Here is a 17,247-nt window from a genome sequence, read left to right as displayed (position 1 = left end):
TTGCATCCCCTCAAGGGCGGGCCAGTGCAATCGTCAGCTGATTGCGCTCGCCGACGCGCTGGTACTGCATATGGCTGGCACGTTTGCGAACCAGCAGCAGGCCACGCCCACCGGTCGGTGCCTCGGCGATCGACGAGGGTACAGCGGGCTCAGCCGCCTGCGTCGGGTCAAAGGCCAGGCCCTCGTCTTCAAAGCGCAGATACAGCTGCGCGTCGTCGAACCAGGCCTTCAATTCGCTCAGATGCTGCTGCTCATCCTGGAAGGCATGCAGCTTCACATTCATCAGCACCTCTTCCAACACCAACTCGAGTGTGAACAAGAGCTTGTCAGGCAAGGCCAAGGGTGCCAGATGAGCCAACAGCGCCAGCCTAGCGGTCTCCAGCGCATCGAGTCGATTCGGCAACGACAGGGTCCAGCAATCGGCCGGCGGCTTCAGCAAGCTTGGCGCTGGCGCCCCCTGCGAAGCCATCACTTGATGTTCAGCCATGCTTTGTGCTGACCTGCTGCGACCTGAACCGAGCCGCCGAAACTCAAGCCTCGAGCAGCTCTAGCGCTTGCTGCTCGGTGGCCACCAGCGACACGATCTGGTCGACCGCGGCCTGCTCCAGCACCTCTTGCACCAGCTCTTGGGCGCCAAACAGCACCAGCTTGGCGCCCTTGGCGCTCAGCGCGCGCGCGCTGGAGATCAAGAGCCGAATACCCATCGAAGCGATGAAAGGCACGCCGGACAAATCGACCAAGGTGTCCTGCCCGGTCGCTGCGGTCGAAGCGGTAAACCGAACGCCGATTTGATCAGCCCCTGCCGCGTCCAAGCGGCCATTCAGGCGCACGCAGTTCTTTGCCGCGCCAATTTCAGTGACTGCCAGTTCCATTGCAATTCCTTGTTGATTGTTTGTGTCTTTGGCGCCTTGTTGTGCCGCCTCCCGCCTCAAAGAAGCGAGACAGACTCCATCTGCCAGCCTAGCCAAACTTCATGACAAATTATTGACAAACCTCGTCCGCACTACGTTTCACCAGCAGCATGGTGATGTCGTCTTCCTGCGGCGCACCGCGCGCAAACTCACGCACTGCGGCCAGGATCAGTGCCGACAGCTGCTCGGCCGAGGCCTCGCGGTGCTGCGCCAACAAGGCCTCAACCCGTTGCCGGCCAAACTGTTCGCCATCCGGCGCCTCGTACTCGTAAATGCCATCCGTGAGCAGACACAAGATATCGCCCGGCGCCAACTCAATCTGAACCGTCGGGCGCAGCGTCGCAATCGGCATCGCGCCCATCGGGAAACTGGTGGCCTTGTAGCTACTGCAAGCCCCGGCGGCCGCCTGGAAATGAAGAATCGGCCCCTGCCCACCACTGAGGAAGCGCAGGCGATGGCTGTCGGTGTCCAGCAAGCCGATAAAAGCGGTAACAAAGCGGCTGTCCGCCAAGGTGGCCGCCAATTGGTCATTGACCTTGCGAAAAGCCGTTTCCAGATCGGCCCCCATGGCGAAGGCCATGCGCAGCATGGCGTGCATCTGCGTCACTGACAAGGCCGGCGCAATGCCATGCCCCGTGGCGTCGCCCAGCACCAGCAGCAAGCCCTGCTCGATGCGCGCAATATCGTAGGTATCGCCACCGGTCTGGGAGGCAGGCAAGAAGGTGCCGTGCATGTCATAGCCGGCCACTCGCGGCGGCGCAGCCGGCAGCGTTGACAACTGCACAGTGCGCGCTAACTCCAACTCCTGACGCATGCGCTCGCCCTCCAGCATCGCCGCCAACAGGCGCACGCGGCTCAAAGCGACCGCGCATTGAGCCGCCAAGGCCTCGGCCAGCGCCTCGTCCTCGGCTTCAAAAACACCGCCCTGCCGATTCAGCACCTGCATCACACCGACCAGTGCACCTGTGTGATCGATCAAGGGCAAGGTCAAGCTGCAGCGGGTATGGAAGCCGGAGCGCTTGTCCACCTCGGCATTGAAGCGTGGGTCGGCATAGCAATCCGGCACATTGATCAAGACTTGGTCGCGCGCGCAGGCGCCCACCAAACCCGCCCCCACCGGCAGCCGGATCTGCTTCAGGTCCGACGACACCTCAAGCACCAATTCATTGGCACCCGCGTCCAACAACCAAACCGAGCTGCGCTCGGCGTGCAAGACTTGGCGCGCGGCCTCGGTCACCTTCTGCAGCATGGTCGGCAAATCAAATGGTGCCGCCAATGCCCGCGTCACCGCCAAAACCGCCTGCATGTCCGCCTGGCTTAAAGGCGGATGGGTGGATGCTGAAAGACTCATAGGGCGCAACTGTAGCGGCAGCGGCGCAGGCTAGACCGCCGCCACGGCGATCGGCGCCAAAACCAGCGGCTCAGTGCAAATCGGGAGCAAACGCCTCTTGCAAGCGCCAGCCCTGCTGCCACAAGGCGCTCAGCGCTTCATTCATCACCGCCTCGCGCAAGGCCGCCGGGCTTTGACCCGGGCGCGCCGCCAGCACCGGGCTCAACCACTGTGGTCCCGCGCCCGCCTCGCCCGCCGCATCGGCACGCCACAAGGCCAATCGCCAAGCCTGCCGCGTGCCTTGGGCCTGGCTGTCGTCGGCCAGCAGGCCCAACCAGTCGGCGCTGCGCACCCCATAGGCGGCCCGCAAAATGCGCGCTGCCGAGGCCCGTTTGGGCATGGGCGCCACGGCCTCGCCCCAGGGGCTGATCAAATGATGGGTGGAGGCAGCCGCAGCTTGCGCGAGCCGCGCCGCGCTACTGCTTGGATTGCTTGTCGGATGCCGCTTAACATCGGCGCTAGACCTTGGATTGAACGCCGGGCTTGAAGCGTGAACCCTGGCTTGTGCGGCCTCCGAGGCGCGCCGTGTCAGCCATCGATCGAAAGAAGCAAGACCTTGCATGATGAATTGAAAACTCCGAGTGCCCTGGTACCGGCGTTTGCCGGCCCAGGGCATCTCGGAGCCGCAACGCTTTAGCCGTATTTGATAGCCCGCCCGCAAGTAGTTGGTAAATCGGCGGTGACACGGTTTGCACCGCGTCGCTGGCCATTGTAATGCGAACGATCGGCAAGCCAAAATCCGGAACTGGCACTAAAACCCAAAGCTGCCGCGCCGCCCGGTAGACAATCCGCCCTCAAAGTCCCCATCACTCGCCCTATGTTGAACCCCTGGTTGTCGCAAGCCCTCGCCTTCGCCAGCAACTGGCTGGAAGCCGTGCTGGCTTCGCCGCAACAGACCTTGGCCCACTTGGCCGCGGCCGCCGGCATTGGCCTGGTGATGGCCGGCGCCCTGACCCGCACGATGGCGCCCTTGCGCTGGTTGGCGGCCGGCAGCAATGTGGGGCTGATGATTTATGGCGCGCTGCGCCCCTCCCCGATCACTTTTTGCGTGGCCGCCGTCTTGTTGCCGGTCAATCTGTACCGCGCGATTGAAGTGACTCGCCTAACGCGCAGGGTCCACCGCGCCGAAGCCGCCGCCGACCATGCGGGCCTGTGGCTCAAGCCATACATGAAGGCCAAAAAGCTCAGGGCCGGGCAAACCTTGTTCAGCAAAGGCGCCCGCGCCGAGCATCTATTCCTGCTGGTCGACGGCGAATTGGAACTGGTCGAGTTGGGCAAGCGACTCGAGCCAGGCCGCATCTTTGGCGAGATCGCGCTGTTCTCGCCCAGCCGCCTGCGCACCAGCACGGTACGCTGCGTCACGGCCTGCACCGTGCTGCGCATTCACGACAGCACCGTCAGGCAGCTTTATTTCCAAGACCCGGCCTTCGGCTTCCACTTGATCGACCTGCTGGCGAGCCGGCTGAGCGATGATGTCGAACGGGCTCGGCAGCAGTTGCACCAAGCCCAAACCGCGCTCACCGAGAACAATTCCAAACAGTCCCATGTCTGACATTCGCGCGCTGCTGCTAACCGATGTAGTCGACAGCACCAAACTCTCCGAAGCCCTGGGCGATGACGCCATGGCCGAGGTCTGGACCCAGCATGACCGTGCGGCACGCGACCTGCTGCCGCAATGGCGTGGCCGCGAGATCGACAAGACCGACGGCATGCTTTTGCTGTTCGATCAGCCCGATGATGCTGTCGCTTATGCGCTGGCCTACCACCAAGCCATTGCCAGCCTGCCGGTGCCGCTGCTGGCGCGCGCGGGCCTGCATATGGGGCCGGTGATCTTGCGCGAAAACAGCGCCGAGGACGTGGCGCGGGGCGCCAAGCCGCTGGAGGTCGACGGCCTGGCCAAGCCGACCGCAGCGCGCATCATGTCCGTCGCCGGCGGCGGCCAAACGCTGATCAGCGCCGAAGCACGCGCCGCCCTGACGCTGCAAGATCAAAGCATCGAATCGCACGGCCACTGGATGATGAAAGGCGTCTCAGAAGCCGTGGAGCTCTTCGAGTGCGTCCCGCCGGGCGGCATCGCCAAGACGCCAGAAGACGGCGAGAAGGTCTACCGCGTCTTCAAGTCCGGCGAGCGCTGGCTGCCGGTCAAAGAAATCCCTAACAACCTGCCTCAGCAGAGCAGCAACTTCATCGGCCGCGAGCAGGAGCTGCGCGACATCAAAGCCTTGCTGGGCAGCGCCCGGCTGGTCACGCTGCTGGGCATGGGCGGCCTGGGCAAGACGCGCCTGAGCCTGCAAGCCGCGGCCGAGTTGATGCACCAATTCCCCGACGGCGTCTGGTTCCTGGACCTGGCACCGATCTCGGACCCCAGCCTGGCCCTGGCCGAAGCGGCGCAAGTCTTGGGGGTACGCGAAGAGCCAGAGCGCAGCCTGTTGCAGTCGGTGTGCGCGCATCTGAAGAACCTGCGGGTGCTGATGATCTTTGACAACTGCGAGCACCTGATCAAGCCCGCGGCTGACTTGGCGTTTGCGATTGTTCGTGCCGCACCGCAGGTGCGCCTGGCCGCCTCCAGCCGCGAGGCCCTGAACATCCCCGGCGAGCGCGCCTATCCGATCATGCCCTTGCCGCTGCCACGCGCAGGCGCCGATCTGGCCAGCCTGAAGGCATCCCCCGCGGTGCGCCTGTTTGTCGACCGCGCCAAGGCGCACAAACCCAGCTTCGAACTGGACGAGACCCAAGCCCCGGCCGTGGCCGAACTGGTCTCGCGCCTGGAGGGCATTCCCTTGGCGCTGGAGTTGGCGGCGGCGCGAGTGCGGGCGCTGTCGGTGGCCGACATCAATCGCCGCCTGGATGACCGCTACAAGCTGCTGACCGGCGGCTCCAAGGTGCTGCAGCAGCGCCAGCAAACACTGCGCGCCCTGGTCGACTGGTCCTACGACATGCTGCCGCCCGAAGAGCAAACCCTGTTGCAAAGGCTGGCGCCCTTCAAGGGCGGCTTCGATCTGGAGGCCTGCGAAGCCGTCTGCGGCGGCGCGCCGCTGGCACCCGAGGACATTCTTGATTTGCTGACACCGCTGATCGAAAAATCGCTGCTGATGCGGCTCGAAACCGATGACGCCTCGCGCTACAAGATGCTGGAGACGATCCGCGACTACGCGCAGGAAAAACTGCGTGACAGCGGCGACCTGGCCAGCCTCGCCGCCGCTCATTGCGACTATTTCTTCGGCCTGGCCAAACTCGGCCGCAATGGCCTGCGCGGCCCGCAGCAAGGCCTGTGGCTGAATCGCCTCGAGCTGGAACAAGACAATCTGCGCGCCGCCACCGAGGCGGCCCTGCGCGACGACGGCACGGTCGACCCCATCATTGCCGTCAAGCTGGCGGTGGCGCTGCAAGGCTTTTGGATCTTGCGCGGCCACAGCAGCGAGGGGCGCGCCACGCTGGAAGCCGCGCTGGCCTTGCCGGCCGTCATCGCTGCACCGCATGCCCATGGCCATGCGCTCTATGTGGCCGGGGCACTGGCCTGGAGCCAAAGCGACCATGCCGCCGCCCTGCGTTTGCTGCAAACCTGCTTGGAGATAAGGCGCGGCTTGGGCAATGGGGTGGAAGTTGCCGCCACCTTGTCGACCCTGGCAATGGCGCAATTGGCCGCCGGTGATGCGGCCGCGGCCCTGCAGTCGGATCTAGAAGCGCTGAGCTTGTTCCGCGAAGGCGGCAACAAGGTCGGCGAGACCACCGCCCTCTTGCAACTGGGCCAAATCGAGCTCTATGCAGGCCGCCCCGACCCAGCCAAAGCCTATCTGGACCAAGCCCTCGGCCTGGCTCGCCAAATCAAGCACCCTGAGAACGAGGCCGAGGCCGAGTTGGTGTTGGGCCAACTGGCCTTCTATCAAGGCGAGTTGGCTTCGGCCGATGCTGCCTTGGCGCGCTCGCTGAAGATTTGCCTAAGCGCCGGTGACCGGCGCGGCGCCGCCAATGCGCTGGGCTGGCAAGGCAAACTCGATGTACTGGCGGACCGACTGGCGCAAGCCCGCAGCCGTTTGACGGAAGCGTTGAGCGCCTTCAATGCCTTTGAAATGCGCGAGCAATTGCTGGCCTGCCTGGAAGATCACGCCGCCTTGGCGCTGCGCGCCGGGCAAGTGCCCTCGGCCATCGCCCTTGGCGCGGCCGCGGAGCAACTGCGCAAGAAGGCCGGGCTCGGTTTGTCGGCCGCGGCGCAAGCCGCTTTGGAAGCCCTGCACACGCAGATGCGTGAAGCCTGCGTGGAGGAGTCGGCCTGGCTCAGCGCCCAAGAACTGGGCCAAGGCTGGGACACCGCCGAGGCGATCCGTCATGTTCTGGCCCTGTCCTTACCGGCGGGCCAGATGCATCTCTGACGATCAGCCGCGGTGCTCGCGCTGGCTGCTGCGGCGCGTCAGCGCCAAGGCCCCCAGGGCACCGAACATCAGGGCCAGACTACTGGGCTCGGGAACGACGCTGACTTGTTGCGTATCGAAAGTTGGATTGCCGTTGGTGTCACCGCCGGTATAAGTGCGGCGCAAAGCCAATCCATCGCCGAGGCGGCTACCGCCCCCCGCTGATTCGTCATAGCTATGTCGAATCAATATGGCGTAGTTCTCGTAACTCGCGTTGTAAACCTCACCGCCACCACCCACATCCGCTTCCAAATCTGCCAAGCCACTCAGGAGGTATCGGAATTTAAACGTCGTGTCCACCCACACCGTGGGTTCGAAAGTCAAATCGATCTCCTCATCGGTTTCAAAGCCGATCAAGTAACCCTTGTTGGGACCCGACGGACCCGAGTCCAAACCCAAGGAAAGATCGATATTCAACTTCAAGACATTCATTTCGAAGGTCCGCGTGCGGCTGAGGGCTCCGTTGGAAAGCGTCAGGCTCACATTCGCAACGATTGGGGTTGCAGAGACATCAACCACATGGGAGCCGCCAGCCGCTGGAATCAAACTATCGGGCACATCAAAGGAAAACGTCCCTCGGTACGACACCCCGGGCAGCATATAGCCGAACTCGGGATCGAAGTCACCAGTCACCACGCCCGCCTGGGCCGAGCCCCATGCCGTGCAGGCCAAAGCCAATGCCAGTGCCGCCTTTCTCACTCGAGCTTGAAATCCATTCTTAGTCATCGCTACCTCTCCCCAGAGATTGAATGCAAGCGCCGCGCGATTGCGCTGCGCAGTATCGCGGTTAGCAAGGACGAATGTGTGATGGATTTCTCGCCACACCCCGCGAACAGGGGATGCAGCGGGGGTGGCCGCTGCGGCTAAATCAGCTATAGCGGCTACAGCGCCCCGGCAATCTGCTCGCGCACATGCTCGGCCAATAAGCGCCGGTCGGCGTGCGCCGTGCCCATGGCCGGCAAGACCCGCACCGACACGCTCAGGCCCTTGGCCGTCAACACTCGCCACAGGCTTTGCACCAGGGTGGTGTCGCCGATGAAGCGGGCCGATGAGCTGAAACGTTCGCCCGGCTCGGAGAAGCGCAGCACCAGCGGTTGAATCGGCACCTCGGTGGCGATGGCCGCTTGCAGCAGATTGCCGTGGAAGGGCAAGAGCTCAGGCCCGGCCCCGGTAGTGCCCTCAGGAAACACGGCCACCGAGTCGCCAGCCTTCAAGGCATCGGCCATCTGGTGCACCACTCGCAGGGCGTCGCGCTTGCTGGCCCGCTCGATGAACAAGGTGCCCACGCCGGTCACCAAGCCACCGACCAAGGGCCAATGCTTGACGTCGGCCTTGGAGACAAAACGTGCCTCCGGCACCACCGAATGCACCGCGGCAATATCCAGCCAAGAGACGTGGTTGGCCACCAAGAGCTTGGCGCCAGGTCTTGCGGCAAGACCTGACACCTCAAGCTTGATGCCGAAGATGCTGAGCATTTTGCGCGACCAACGCTGGATATGCGCATGGCGCTGGGCCAGGCTGAGGCTGCCAAAGCGCAGCTTGATCAGCAGCAGGCCGTAGATCACATGCAGGCTGAAACGGAGCAGGCGTCCTGCGGCGATCAAATTTCTAAACATCGACATCAGGCGCGGGCCATCTCTTGCTGAGCTTGAGCTTCAAAAGCCACATGACCGGCCACCAAGGTGTAGCGCACCGAGGCCGGCAGCTCAAAGCCGCTGATCTCGAAAGCGAAAGGCGTGTGCTTGCCCTGGCTGCTCAAGGCCTCGGGCGTGACCGACCAACTGGCGTTCGGGTCGAACACACAAACATCGGCCACCCCGCCCTGCACCAAGCGTCCAGCGCTGGCCGACAAAGAGCCCAGGGCCGAGCCCAGCACCCGCACTGGTTCGGCCGTGACCACCGCCAAGGCGCGGGACAGCGGCAGGCCCGAGTCTTCGGCCCAGCGCAGGGCCAGGCTCAAGAGCAACTCCAGGCCGGTGGCACCCGGCATGGCTTCGGCAAAGGGCACGTTCTTCTCGTCGGGTGCCACTGGCATGTGGTCCGACACCAGCGCATCCAGCGTGCCGTCAGCCAGGCCAGCGCGCAGCGCATCGCGGTCGCGGCCCTGGCGCAGCGGCGGTGTCAGGCGCATGGCGGAGTTGAAGTAACCGATATCCACATCGGTGAGGTGCAGCGAGTTGATGGACACATCAGCCGTCACCTGCAAGCCGTCGCGCTTGGCGGCGCGCACCAACTCCACGCCGGCGGCGCTGGAGATGCGACACAGATGGACGCGGGCGCCGGTGGAGCGCATCAGCTCAAAAATCGTATGCAAGGCCACCGTCTCTGCCGTCACCGGCACGCCGGCCAGACCCAAGCGCGTGGCCATGGCGCCGCTGGCGGCCACGCCACCGCCGAGGTAGGCGTCTTGCGGGCGCAGCCAGACGGTGTAGTCATAAGTGGCCGCATACAGCAGCGCGCGCGCCAACACCTGGGTGTCACGCACCGGCACTTCGGCTTGCGAGAAGCCAATGCAGCCGGCTTCGGTCAGCTCGGCCATCTCGGTCAAGGCCTGCCCTTGCAGGCCTTGCGTCAAAGCGCCCAGGGGGAACAAACGGCAGCGGCTCAGCTTGCGAGCGCGGAACTTCAGCATCTCCACCAGACCGGGTTCGTCCAGCACCGGGTCGGTGTCGGGCGGGCAGACCAGGCTGGTCACGCCACCAGCGGCGGCCGCCGCCAGTTCGCTTTCCAACATGCCTTCATGCTCATGGCCGGGCTCGCGCAAGCGCGCGGCCAGATCGACCAGGCCGGGGGCGACGATCAGGCCGGTGGCGTCGATGACGCGATCGGCAGCGAACTCAGTCGCCTCGCCCAGGCCCACGATGCGGCCATTGGCGATGGCCAGGTCGCCCACGCGGTCAAGTCCGGAGGCGGGGTCGATCAGGCGACCACCCTTGATCAAAATCTTCATGCTTCGTTCCCAGCCAAGATGGACATAACGGCCATGCGCACCGCAATACCAAAGGTCACCTGCGGCAGGATCACGCTTTGCGCGCCATCGGCCACGGTGGAGGCGATTTCCACGCCGCGGTTGATCGGGCCCGGGTGCATGACGATGGCATCGGGTTTGGCCAGCGCCAGCTTCTCCGGCGTCAGACCAAAGTTCTTGAAGAACTCACCGGCGCTGGGCAGCATGCCGCCGCTCATGCGCTCGTTTTGTAGGCGCAGCATGATGATCACATCGGCGCCGCGCACGCCCTCGGCCATGTCGTGGCAGACGCGCACGCCCATGTCCTTCAAGTCGCCAGGCACCAGGGTCTTGGGGCCAACCGCGCGAATCTCGGGCACGCCCAGGATGTTGAGTGCGTGGATGTCCGAACGGGCCACCCGCGAATGCACGATGTCGCCAACGATGGCGACCGTGAGGTTGCGGAAGTCTTTCTTGAAGTGCCGGATCGTGTACATGTCCAGCAGGCCTTGCGTCGGGTGCGCGTGGCGGCCGTCACCGGCGTTGACCACATGCACATGCGGCGCGCAATGCTGGGCGATCAGATAGGGCGCGCCGGATTCGCTGTGGCGCACCACAAACATATCGGCGTGCATGGCGCTGAGGTTGGCCACCGTGTCGAGCAGGGTCTCGCCCTTGGCGGTGCTGGAGCGAGCGATGTCCAGATTCAGCACGTCGGCCGACAGGCGCTTGGCCGCGATCTCAAAAGTGGTGCGGGTGCGGGTGCTGTTCTCGAAGAACAGATTGAACACCGACTTGCCGCGCAAGAGCGGCACCTTCTTGACCTCGCGGTCATTGACCGAGAGGAAGCTACCGGCCGTGTCGAGGATCTGATGAATATTGGCCTGCGGCAGGCCTTCGATGGACAGCAGGTGAACCAGTTCACCATGCTTGTTCAGTTGCGGATTGCGCTTGGAGAGCATCGATCAATCCCCTTTCAAGTCAAAACTGAATCGGCCGTTGTCATCCTTGGCCAGACGCAGGCGCTGCGCGGCGGCCAGATGGATGCGGGCGGCCGAGAAGGCCGGCTCGATCGGCAACTCGCGCCCGCCTCGGTCCACCAGCACCGCCAGCGTCACGCTGGCCGGGCGGCCGAAGTCAAACAACTCGTTGATGACGGCGCGGGTGGTGCGGCCGGTGTAGAGCACATCGTCGATCAGCACGATGTGCTGGCCGTTGACGTCAAAAGGCAATTTGGTGTGATCGGCACTGGCCGACATGCCGCGCGAGCCGAAATCATCACGGTGCAAGGAGCTGGAGATCACGCCGGCCGCACCGCTCAAGCCCAGATCGGTCTGCAGGCGCTCGGCCAACCAAGCGCCGCCGGACCAGATGCCCACCAGCGCGCTGTCGGGGCGCATCAGCTTGCGCACGCCTTGCAGCAGATCGGCGTAGATCGCCTCGGCGTCAAGAAGGAGAGTACTCATCAAGTGTTCTCACGGAAGAATTGTTCAAGAATCAGTGCGGCGGCGGTGGAATCGACATCACGGACGCCATAACTTTCAGCCTCGACGCTGGTGTAGCGCTCGTCGACTTCAAACACCGGCAGGCGGAAGCGGCTTTTCAGCTGGCGACCAAAGCGGCGCGCGCGCAGCGTGATTTCATGCTCGGCGCCGTCGGGATGGAAAGGCACGCCGATCACCAAGGCATCGGGCTGCCAGTCCTTGATCAGCTTGGCAATCGCCTGAAAGCGCGCCTCGCCGTCCACCGCAATGCTTTTGAGCGGCTCGCCCCGGCCGGTGAAGCGGCTGCCATTGGCCACGCCCACGCGTTTGGTGCCGAAGTCAAATGCCAATAAAGATTGCGCCAACGAGGGCGAGCTTTGTGGATTCAGCATCGGCCATCCTGCCGCCGGGCCGCCCCAAGGCAGGATGCGCCCCTTGGGGGCAGAAGCGAAGCGACTGGGGGGCTCACAATCTTCATGCGTGGCCAGCCTCTTGGCTGAGCATGCGCGGGTCGACGCCCAGCAGGCCGAGTGCGCGCTCGTAGCGCTGCTCCACCGGGGTGTCAAAAATGATCTCGGGCGCGGCGTCCACGGTCAGCCAGCCATTGCGGCCGATTTCTTCTTCCAACTGACCCGCGGCCCAGCCGCTATAGCCCAGCGTGACCAGCACGCGCTTGGGGCCGGCGCCGTTGGACAAGGCTTCCAGCACATCCCGGCTGGTGGTCATCTCCAGGCCGCCTGGCACCACCAGGGTGGCGTTGTAGTGGCCACCGGTGGCATCCAAAGGCTCATGCAGCACAAAGCCGCGTTCGGCCTGCACCGGGCCACCGTAATAGACCGGGCCGCTGGACACCTCGCCCTTGGGCGGGCTGAGTTCGACTTTTTCGAACAAATTGCCCAGGGTCATGGAGATCGGTTTGTTGATGACCAGGCCGAGCGCGCCTTTTTCGTTGTGCTCGCACATATAGACCACGCTGCCGGCGAAAGCCTCGTCGGCCATGCCAGGCATGGCGATCAGAAACTGATTGGTGAGGACGATCCGATCTTGTGACATGCGGGCATTTTAGGCGAGGCCGAGCCCCGCACCATGCCCCTGCACCTCACAGAGAAAGCGCGGCGCTGCGACACTGCGCGAATGAAGAAGTACAAGTCCGCCCTGCTGTGGTTTCGTCGCGACCTGCGGGTGCAAGATCAGGCGGCGCTGTATCAGGCGCTGAAACAGTCCGAACAGGTGTTTTGCGCCTTTGTGTTCGACAGCGACATCCTCGCCCCCCTGCCCCGCCAGGATCGCCGCGTCGAGTTCATTTGGGCCTCTTTGAAGACCCTGGACGAGGAGTTGCGCAGCCATCAGCCCGGCGCCGGCCTGCTCGTGCGGCACGGTCGGTCTGTCGATCTGATCCCGCAACTGGCGGCGGAACTGGGCGTGCAGGCGGTGTTTTGCAACCATGACGACGAACCGACTGCCCTGACCCGCGACGCCCAAGTGGCCGAACGATTACAGAGCTTTGCCTGCGCCTTTCACAGCTTCAAGGACCATGTGGTGTTTGAACGCAGCGAGGTGCTGACGGCCGTGGGCAAGCCTTACGGGGTGTTCACGCCCTACAAAAATGCCTGGCTGCGCAAGCTCGAGCCTTTTTACCTGCAGGCCTACCCGGTTGAACGCTATGCCGGCAGTTTGGCCCAAAGCCCGCTGGCCCAAGGTGTGCCGAGCCTGGCCGAGATCGGCTTCGAGCGTGCCGGCCTGAGCCCACATCTGGGCGCGGGCAGCGCGGGCGCCCAGGCCTTGCTGGACGATTTTTTGAACCGCATCGACCAGTACGCCAACGCCCGCGACTTTCCTGCCGTCAAAGGGCCGAGTTATTTGAGCGTGCACCTGCGCTTCGGCACCATCTCGATCCGGCAACTGGCGCGCGCGGCCTGGCAGCGCATGCAGGCCGGCGACCGAGGCGCCGAGGTCTGGCTGTCCGAGCTGATCTGGCGCGACTTCTATCACCAGGTCATGCATCACCACCCGCATGCGATGAGCCGAGCCTTCAGGCCCGAATACGACCACATCGTCTGGGAACAAGGCCCGCAGGCCGAAGCCAACTTTCAGGCCTGGTGCGAAGGCCGGACCGGCTATCCGCTGGTGGACGCCACCATGCTGCAGCTGAACCAGAGCGGCTATATGCACAACCGCTTGCGCATGGTGACGGCCTGTTTTCTGATCAAGGATCTGGGGATCGACTGGCGCCGCGGCGAGGCCTACTTCGCCGAAAAGTTGCTGGACTTTGACCTCGCTGCCAACAACGGCGGCTGGCAATGGGCCTCGTCCAGCGGTTGCGATGCGCAACCCTATTTCCGCATCTTCAACCCGGTCACGCAAAGCGAGAAGTTTGATGCCGAGGGCCGTTTCATCAAGCGCTATCTGCCGCAGCTGGCCAAGCTACCGGCCAAGCTGCTGCACGCGCCTTGGACCGCCAGGCCGGGGGACCTACAGGCCGGCGGCGTCATCCTGGGCGACAACTACCCGCAACCCATCGTGCAGCACGATCAAGCGCGGCTGGCCACGCTGGCGCGCTATGCGGTGGTCAAACATCGAAACATCAATCCCTAAGCTGGCGTTTGGACATCGGCAGCCCTGGCCGCCGTTGCCGGCAGCCGACGCCGCCCGGCGCCCTCTATCGGCGAGGCGCAGATCGTTACAGAATCGCCAGCGGCCAACTCGGCCAAGCAGACTTTTTGGAGACCGCCATGATGAATCGATGGATGTTGCCTGTTTGCCTGGCCCTCGCGGCCAACCTCTCGCTCGCCCAGGGCAACTCGGACAAGACTGTGAACGTCACCGTGAACGGTGCAGCGATCACCGCAAACCCCGACCCCGTGGCCATGAGCAAGCAACACAACAAGCTGCGTTGGGAGTTGAAAAGCTCGGGCTACACCTTCGCCGACAACGGCATCGTCATCCAAGGCAATGGCGGTGACTACGGCGACTGCGGCATCAAGGGCAAAGACAAGAGGATGTTCGAGTGCAAGAAGCTCAAACACGCCGATGGCAAGCGCTTCAAGTACGACATCAATCTGCTGAACGCCGCGGGTCAATCGATCAGCGTCGACCCGGTGATTCAGAACGACTGAATGTGGCCCGGCCCGGCCTCACGTCATCAAGGCGTGGGTCCGCGCCAGGGCAAGCGCCAACTCGGACGCTGGGTTGGCCTTGACTTGCTGCGCCAAGGTGTCGGCCCGATCCAGTAGCACTGCCGCAGCCCGCGCATCGCCCGACAGCCAAGCCAGTTCGGCCTCAAAGCAGAACAAAAGCCCGAGGTCCGACAGATCACCGACGGATTGCAGCAAGACCTGACCCTCTTGCGCGCAAGCCCGCCCCAGCTCAAAGGCCCGCTGCCGGCCATGCAAGGCCACCAGATAGGTCAACGCCTGCCCCTCAAGCCGGGTGTCAGGAAGCTGCCGCGCCAACGATCTGGCGGCGTTTAAACATTCCAGCGCCCGGGACTCTTGGGCCTGCGCCAAATGGAAGATGCCCAGATTGCACAGCACCGTGCATTCCAGGCGCAGATAGCCCAACTCGCGGGCAATCGTCCGCGCGGCTTCGCTGACGCTGACCGCCTCAGCAAGCCGGCCCTGGGTGTGATGCAAGAGGCCCAGATTGCACAAGGTATTGCCCTCTCGCTTGCGGTCGCCCAACTGGCGCGCCAGTTGCAAGGCCTCGGTCAACTGTTCGGTCGCCAGCTCAAGCCGGCCAAGAGACATATTCAGAATACCGAGATTGCCCAACACACTGCCGCGCCAACTTTGTTGCGGCAATTGCTGCGCGACGCGCAAGGCAGCCTGGTAATGCGCCTCCGACTCGCTAGGCCGAGCGACATTGTGGTCAAGATTGCCCAAGGCATTCAGCACCGCGCATTCAATCGCCCGGTCGCCCTGACTTCGAGCCAGGCTCAAGGCATCGCTCAACATCGCCCGGGCAAGTTCATCATGCCCCTGGCGGGCGAGGCCCTGCGCCAATTGCAGCCCCGCCTGCGCCTGGCTGCGTGAGTCTCCCGCCTGGCGCGCCAGCGTCAAGGCTTGCTCGGCATGCTGCCGTGCCTCCACCAAACGACCGACCGACTCGGCCACGCGGCCCTGTATCAGATGCACTCGGGCGCGGTCCGCGTCATTCAGCACGGCCATGCTGGCCACTTGCTCGGCCAGTTCCAGGCCGGACTTGAACGGCCCATGCAAACTCAGGGCCTCCCAGGCGCCCTCCAGCAGGCCCAAGGCGGTCTGAACCTCTTGTCGATCCACCGCGCGCCGGCAGCCGACCACCAGGTTCTCCAGATCGGCGCAGTCGCCATCGATCGCATGCTCGGGCCCCAGGGCTGCAAACCAAGCACCATGCCGGCATTGCGCCGCCCGCAAGGCCGGCGGCCCACTGCCGAGAAAGCGGCCTTCGGTGCGCAGATGCTCGTCGGCGTAGACCTGCACGCTGACCAAGAGGTCGAAGCGATCGGCGCCGAGGCTGCGCACAAAGGACTTGTCCACCAAGGAGGCAAGCGCGTCCATGGGCCAGGGCGCATCGGCAAAGGCGGACACATCGATGACCACCTCGGCCGCCGCCAAACTGAAGCCCCCTTCGAACACCGACAGCTGCGCCAGCGCGGCGCGCTCAGCCGGCGCCAACAAATCCCAGGACCAGTCAAAGGTGCCGCGCAGGGTGGATTGCCGTTCGCCCCGCCCACCTCCGCCAGCCAAGAGCTTGAAGCGCTCACTCATGCGCACCAACATGGCACTGGGCGGCAAGATGCGCGCCCGCGCCGCCGCCAACTCAATGGCCAAGGGCAAGCCATCCAGCAGGCGCATCAATTCGGCAATCGCCTGGCTTTCGGGTCCGTCGGGCGCAAAGTCTTGTCGCGCAGCCTTGGCGCGCAAGATGAACAGGTCTCGCGCCTCCTCGCCGCCCAGCGGTGGCAGCACCAAGGCCTCTTCGCCAGCAATGCCAAGGAGCTCTCGGGAGGTGACCAGAAAGTGCGCCTCGGGCGCGCGGTCAAGCCAATGACCGACGCTGTCCTCGGCGAAGCGTGCCACCTGCTCGAAGTTGTCGAGGATGAGCAGGCAATTGCCGCGCCCGGCGATCGCGTGGCCCAGTTGTTCGACAGGATCGGCCTTGCCCAAGGGCACATCCAGACCTTGCGCCACCGCGTGCACCAGCCCATCGATGGCGCGCGCCGACGCCAGATCGCAGAACCAGACGCCGCCCGGATAGTCGCCCAAGCGGCTGAGCCCGAAATGTGTCGCCAAGCGCGTTTTGCCACTGCCGCCCATGCCCAATAGCGAGACCAGCCGAGCCCCCTTTTCGAACAAGCGCGCGAGGCCCAGCATGGCTGCGTGGCGGCCGACAAAATTGTCCCGTTCGGCCGGTAGGCTGTGGCTGACTTCGCGCACCGGCATCCAAACATCGCGATTGCGCAGCACCCGATAGGCTTTGTCGGAATCGGGCGGCGGCGTAAACGGCGCGCAACCATCGGCCTCCTCGCCAATTTCGAACAATTCCATCGGCTCGGGCAAGCCCTTCAAGCGCCAATGGCCATGCGACAGCAGCCGCTGCGCAACCGGACCCAGGGCACGCATCGCCGTCTCGGTCAGCAAGGTTTGCCCACCCAAGGCGGCCGCCATCACCCGCGCTGCAACCGGCTTGGCCAGGCCGTCCAACTCGATCGGTTTGGCGCCCAGCGCCACATCGGCGGGCGGGTTCTCACGCACCGAAATCGGCCCAACATGCAGGCCGGCGCGCGCCCGCATCGGCGTAGACAACCCAGCCAAAGCGCGGTGGTAAGCCAAGGCGAAACCAAGCGCATCACTGGGCTGCACGAACAGCAGCAAGAAGCCATCGGTCTTGTCAATTTCACGCCCGCGCCACTGGCGCAAGAGATCACGCGCGGCGCGATCATGGGCGGTCCAGAGCTGGACCATGGCTGCATCGCCCAGACGTTCTGCCAGGGCGGCACTGTCGACAATGTCGAGCAAGAGCAGGGAGACGGCTTCGAAGGTATTCATCGGCAAGCGTACGACCCACGGGCAGCATCATCGGCCGCCTCTTATTCGCACAGTGCCAAGCATGGCACAGCCGGGCC

The 17,247-nt window shown here is 64.2% G+C and carries 16 protein-coding genes; 4 read left to right on the top strand and 12 right to left on the bottom strand.

Translation table 11 applies throughout. The annotated features are described in order from the left end of the window. Window positions 1-10: 10 nt before the first annotated feature. The 4 genes from WG899_RS20165 to WG899_RS20150 form a co-directional block, all read right to left on the bottom strand. Window positions 11-487 carry an ATP-binding protein gene (locus WG899_RS20165; protein WP_339597453.1) on the bottom strand — a complete coding sequence of 159 codons (477 nt, stop codon included), beginning with the start codon at window positions 485-487 and terminating at the stop codon, window positions 11-13. A 43-nt stretch (window positions 488-530) separates the two neighbouring features. After that, on the bottom strand, window positions 531-872 hold the full coding sequence (locus WG899_RS20160; RefSeq protein WP_339597452.1) for an STAS domain-containing protein: 342 nt from the start codon (window positions 870-872) through the stop codon (window positions 531-533). Between the two features lie 109 nt (window positions 873-981). Next, the gene (locus WG899_RS20155; protein WP_339597451.1) at window positions 982-2,262 is read right to left on the bottom strand and encodes a PP2C family protein-serine/threonine phosphatase; all 1,281 of its coding nucleotides are present in this window, start codon (window positions 2,260-2,262) and stop codon (window positions 982-984) included. A 70-nt stretch (window positions 2,263-2,332) separates the two neighbouring features. Next, the gene (locus WG899_RS20150) at window positions 2,333-2,641 is read right to left on the bottom strand and encodes a hypothetical protein (protein ID WP_339597450.1); all 309 of its coding nucleotides are present in this window, start codon (window positions 2,639-2,641) and stop codon (window positions 2,333-2,335) included. Window positions 2,642-3,118: 477 nt separating this feature from the next. On the opposite strand from WG899_RS20150, the gene WG899_RS20145 reads away from it, so the two are divergent. Continuing rightward, a complete protein-coding gene (locus WG899_RS20145; protein WP_339597449.1) occupies window positions 3,119-3,853 on the top strand; it encodes a Crp/Fnr family transcriptional regulator in 735 nt (244 codons plus the stop codon). Next, the gene (locus WG899_RS20140) at window positions 3,846-6,671 is read left to right on the top strand and encodes a tetratricopeptide repeat protein (RefSeq protein ID WP_339597448.1); all 2,826 of its coding nucleotides are present in this window, start codon (window positions 3,846-3,848) and stop codon (window positions 6,669-6,671) included. The genes WG899_RS20145 and WG899_RS20140 overlap by 8 nt, the downstream gene beginning before the upstream one ends. Before the next feature lie 3 nt (window positions 6,672-6,674). Here the strand turns inward: WG899_RS20140 and WG899_RS20135 are convergent, their stop codons facing one another. The 7 genes from WG899_RS20135 to WG899_RS20105 all read right to left on the bottom strand — a co-directional run bounded on the left by WG899_RS20135 (window position 6,675) and on the right by WG899_RS20105 (window position 12,194). Then, complete coding sequence (locus WG899_RS20135; protein ID WP_339597447.1) at window positions 6,675-7,436, bottom strand: PEP-CTERM sorting domain-containing protein; 762 nt, start codon at window positions 7,434-7,436, stop codon at window positions 6,675-6,677. Between the two features lie 155 nt (window positions 7,437-7,591). Continuing rightward, on the bottom strand, window positions 7,592-8,332 hold the full coding sequence (locus WG899_RS20130) for a lysophospholipid acyltransferase family protein (protein WP_339597446.1): 741 nt from the start codon (window positions 8,330-8,332) through the stop codon (window positions 7,592-7,594). Beyond that, entirely contained in the window at window positions 8,332-9,660 is a 1,329-nt protein-coding gene (locus WG899_RS20125) for a dihydroorotase (protein WP_339597445.1), read from the bottom strand. Before WG899_RS20125 ends, WG899_RS20130 begins: the two co-directional genes overlap by 1 nt. Continuing rightward, on the bottom strand, window positions 9,657-10,619 hold the full coding sequence (locus tag WG899_RS20120; RefSeq protein ID WP_339597444.1) for an aspartate carbamoyltransferase catalytic subunit: 963 nt from the start codon (window positions 10,617-10,619) through the stop codon (window positions 9,657-9,659). Before WG899_RS20120 ends, WG899_RS20125 begins: the two co-directional genes overlap by 4 nt. A 3-nt stretch (window positions 10,620-10,622) precedes the next feature. After that, window positions 10,623-11,123, bottom strand: coding sequence for a bifunctional pyr operon transcriptional regulator/uracil phosphoribosyltransferase PyrR (pyrR, locus tag WG899_RS20115; RefSeq protein WP_339597443.1), 501 nt, complete (start codon window positions 11,121-11,123; stop codon window positions 10,623-10,625). Then, window positions 11,123-11,533, bottom strand: coding sequence for a Holliday junction resolvase RuvX (gene ruvX, locus WG899_RS20110; RefSeq protein ID WP_339597442.1), 411 nt, complete (start codon window positions 11,531-11,533; stop codon window positions 11,123-11,125). The genes pyrR and ruvX overlap by 1 nt, the downstream gene beginning before the upstream one ends. Before the next feature lie 82 nt (window positions 11,534-11,615). Beyond that, the gene (locus WG899_RS20105) at window positions 11,616-12,194 is read right to left on the bottom strand and encodes a YqgE/AlgH family protein (protein ID WP_263537830.1); all 579 of its coding nucleotides are present in this window, start codon (window positions 12,192-12,194) and stop codon (window positions 11,616-11,618) included. 81 nt (window positions 12,195-12,275) lie between these two features. Between WG899_RS20105 and WG899_RS20100 the strand changes: the two genes are divergently transcribed. Next, a complete protein-coding gene (locus WG899_RS20100) occupies window positions 12,276-13,736 on the top strand; it encodes a cryptochrome/photolyase family protein (protein ID WP_339597441.1) in 1,461 nt (486 codons plus the stop codon). A gap of 137 nt (window positions 13,737-13,873) precedes the next feature. Further along, window positions 13,874-14,257 carry a hypothetical protein gene (locus WG899_RS20095; RefSeq protein WP_339597440.1) on the top strand — a complete coding sequence of 128 codons (384 nt, stop codon included), beginning with the start codon at window positions 13,874-13,876 and terminating at the stop codon, window positions 14,255-14,257. 18 nt (window positions 14,258-14,275) lie between these two features. Here WG899_RS20095 and WG899_RS20090 read toward each other — a convergent pair whose 3' ends face one another. Further along, window positions 14,276-17,170 (bottom strand): ATP-binding protein, encoded by a 2,895-nt coding sequence (locus WG899_RS20090; RefSeq protein WP_339597439.1) that lies wholly within the window; start codon window positions 17,168-17,170, stop codon window positions 14,276-14,278. Window positions 17,171-17,247 lie beyond the last annotated feature (77 nt).

This window comes from Paucibacter hankyongi (assembly GCF_037482915.1).
Taxonomy (GTDB): Bacteria; Pseudomonadota; Gammaproteobacteria; order Burkholderiales; family Burkholderiaceae_C; genus Paucibacter_A; species Paucibacter_A hankyongi.
The sequence above is the reverse complement of the archived record's forward strand: the minus strand, read 5'-3'. Positions and strand labels throughout refer to the sequence as shown.

Coding starts and splice junctions, on each gene's coding strand:
- WG899_RS20165 (WP_339597453.1), bottom strand. CDS start 487: ATGGCTGAACATCAAGTGATGGCTTCGCAGGGGGCGCCAGCGCCAAGC.
- WG899_RS20160 (WP_339597452.1), bottom strand. CDS start 872: ATGGAACTGGCAGTCACTGAAATTGGCGCGGCAAAGAACTGCGTGCGC.
- WG899_RS20155 (WP_339597451.1), bottom strand. CDS start 2,262: ATGAGTCTTTCAGCATCCACCCATCCGCCTTTAAGCCAGGCGGACATG.
- WG899_RS20150 (WP_339597450.1), bottom strand. CDS start 2,641: ATGCCCAAACGGGCCTCGGCAGCGCGCATTTTGCGGGCCGCCTATGGG.
- WG899_RS20145 (WP_339597449.1), top strand. CDS start 3,119: ATGTTGAACCCCTGGTTGTCGCAAGCCCTCGCCTTCGCCAGCAACTGG.
- WG899_RS20140 (WP_339597448.1), top strand. CDS start 3,846: ATGTCTGACATTCGCGCGCTGCTGCTAACCGATGTAGTCGACAGCACC.
- WG899_RS20135 (WP_339597447.1), bottom strand. CDS start 7,436: ATGACTAAGAATGGATTTCAAGCTCGAGTGAGAAAGGCGGCACTGGCA.
- WG899_RS20130 (WP_339597446.1), bottom strand. CDS start 8,332: ATGTCGATGTTTAGAAATTTGATCGCCGCAGGACGCCTGCTCCGTTTC.
- WG899_RS20125 (WP_339597445.1), bottom strand. CDS start 9,660: ATGAAGATTTTGATCAAGGGTGGTCGCCTGATCGACCCCGCCTCCGGA.
- WG899_RS20120 (WP_339597444.1), bottom strand. CDS start 10,619: ATGCTCTCCAAGCGCAATCCGCAACTGAACAAGCATGGTGAACTGGTT.
- pyrR (WP_339597443.1), bottom strand. CDS start 11,123: ATGAGTACTCTCCTTCTTGACGCCGAGGCGATCTACGCCGATCTGCTG.
- ruvX (WP_339597442.1), bottom strand. CDS start 11,533: ATGCTGAATCCACAAAGCTCGCCCTCGTTGGCGCAATCTTTATTGGCA.
- WG899_RS20105 (WP_263537830.1), bottom strand. CDS start 12,194: ATGTCACAAGATCGGATCGTCCTCACCAATCAGTTTCTGATCGCCATG.
- WG899_RS20100 (WP_339597441.1), top strand. CDS start 12,276: ATGAAGAAGTACAAGTCCGCCCTGCTGTGGTTTCGTCGCGACCTGCGG.
- WG899_RS20095 (WP_339597440.1), top strand. CDS start 13,874: ATGATGAATCGATGGATGTTGCCTGTTTGCCTGGCCCTCGCGGCCAAC.
- WG899_RS20090 (WP_339597439.1), bottom strand. CDS start 17,170: ATGAATACCTTCGAAGCCGTCTCCCTGCTCTTGCTCGACATTGTCGAC.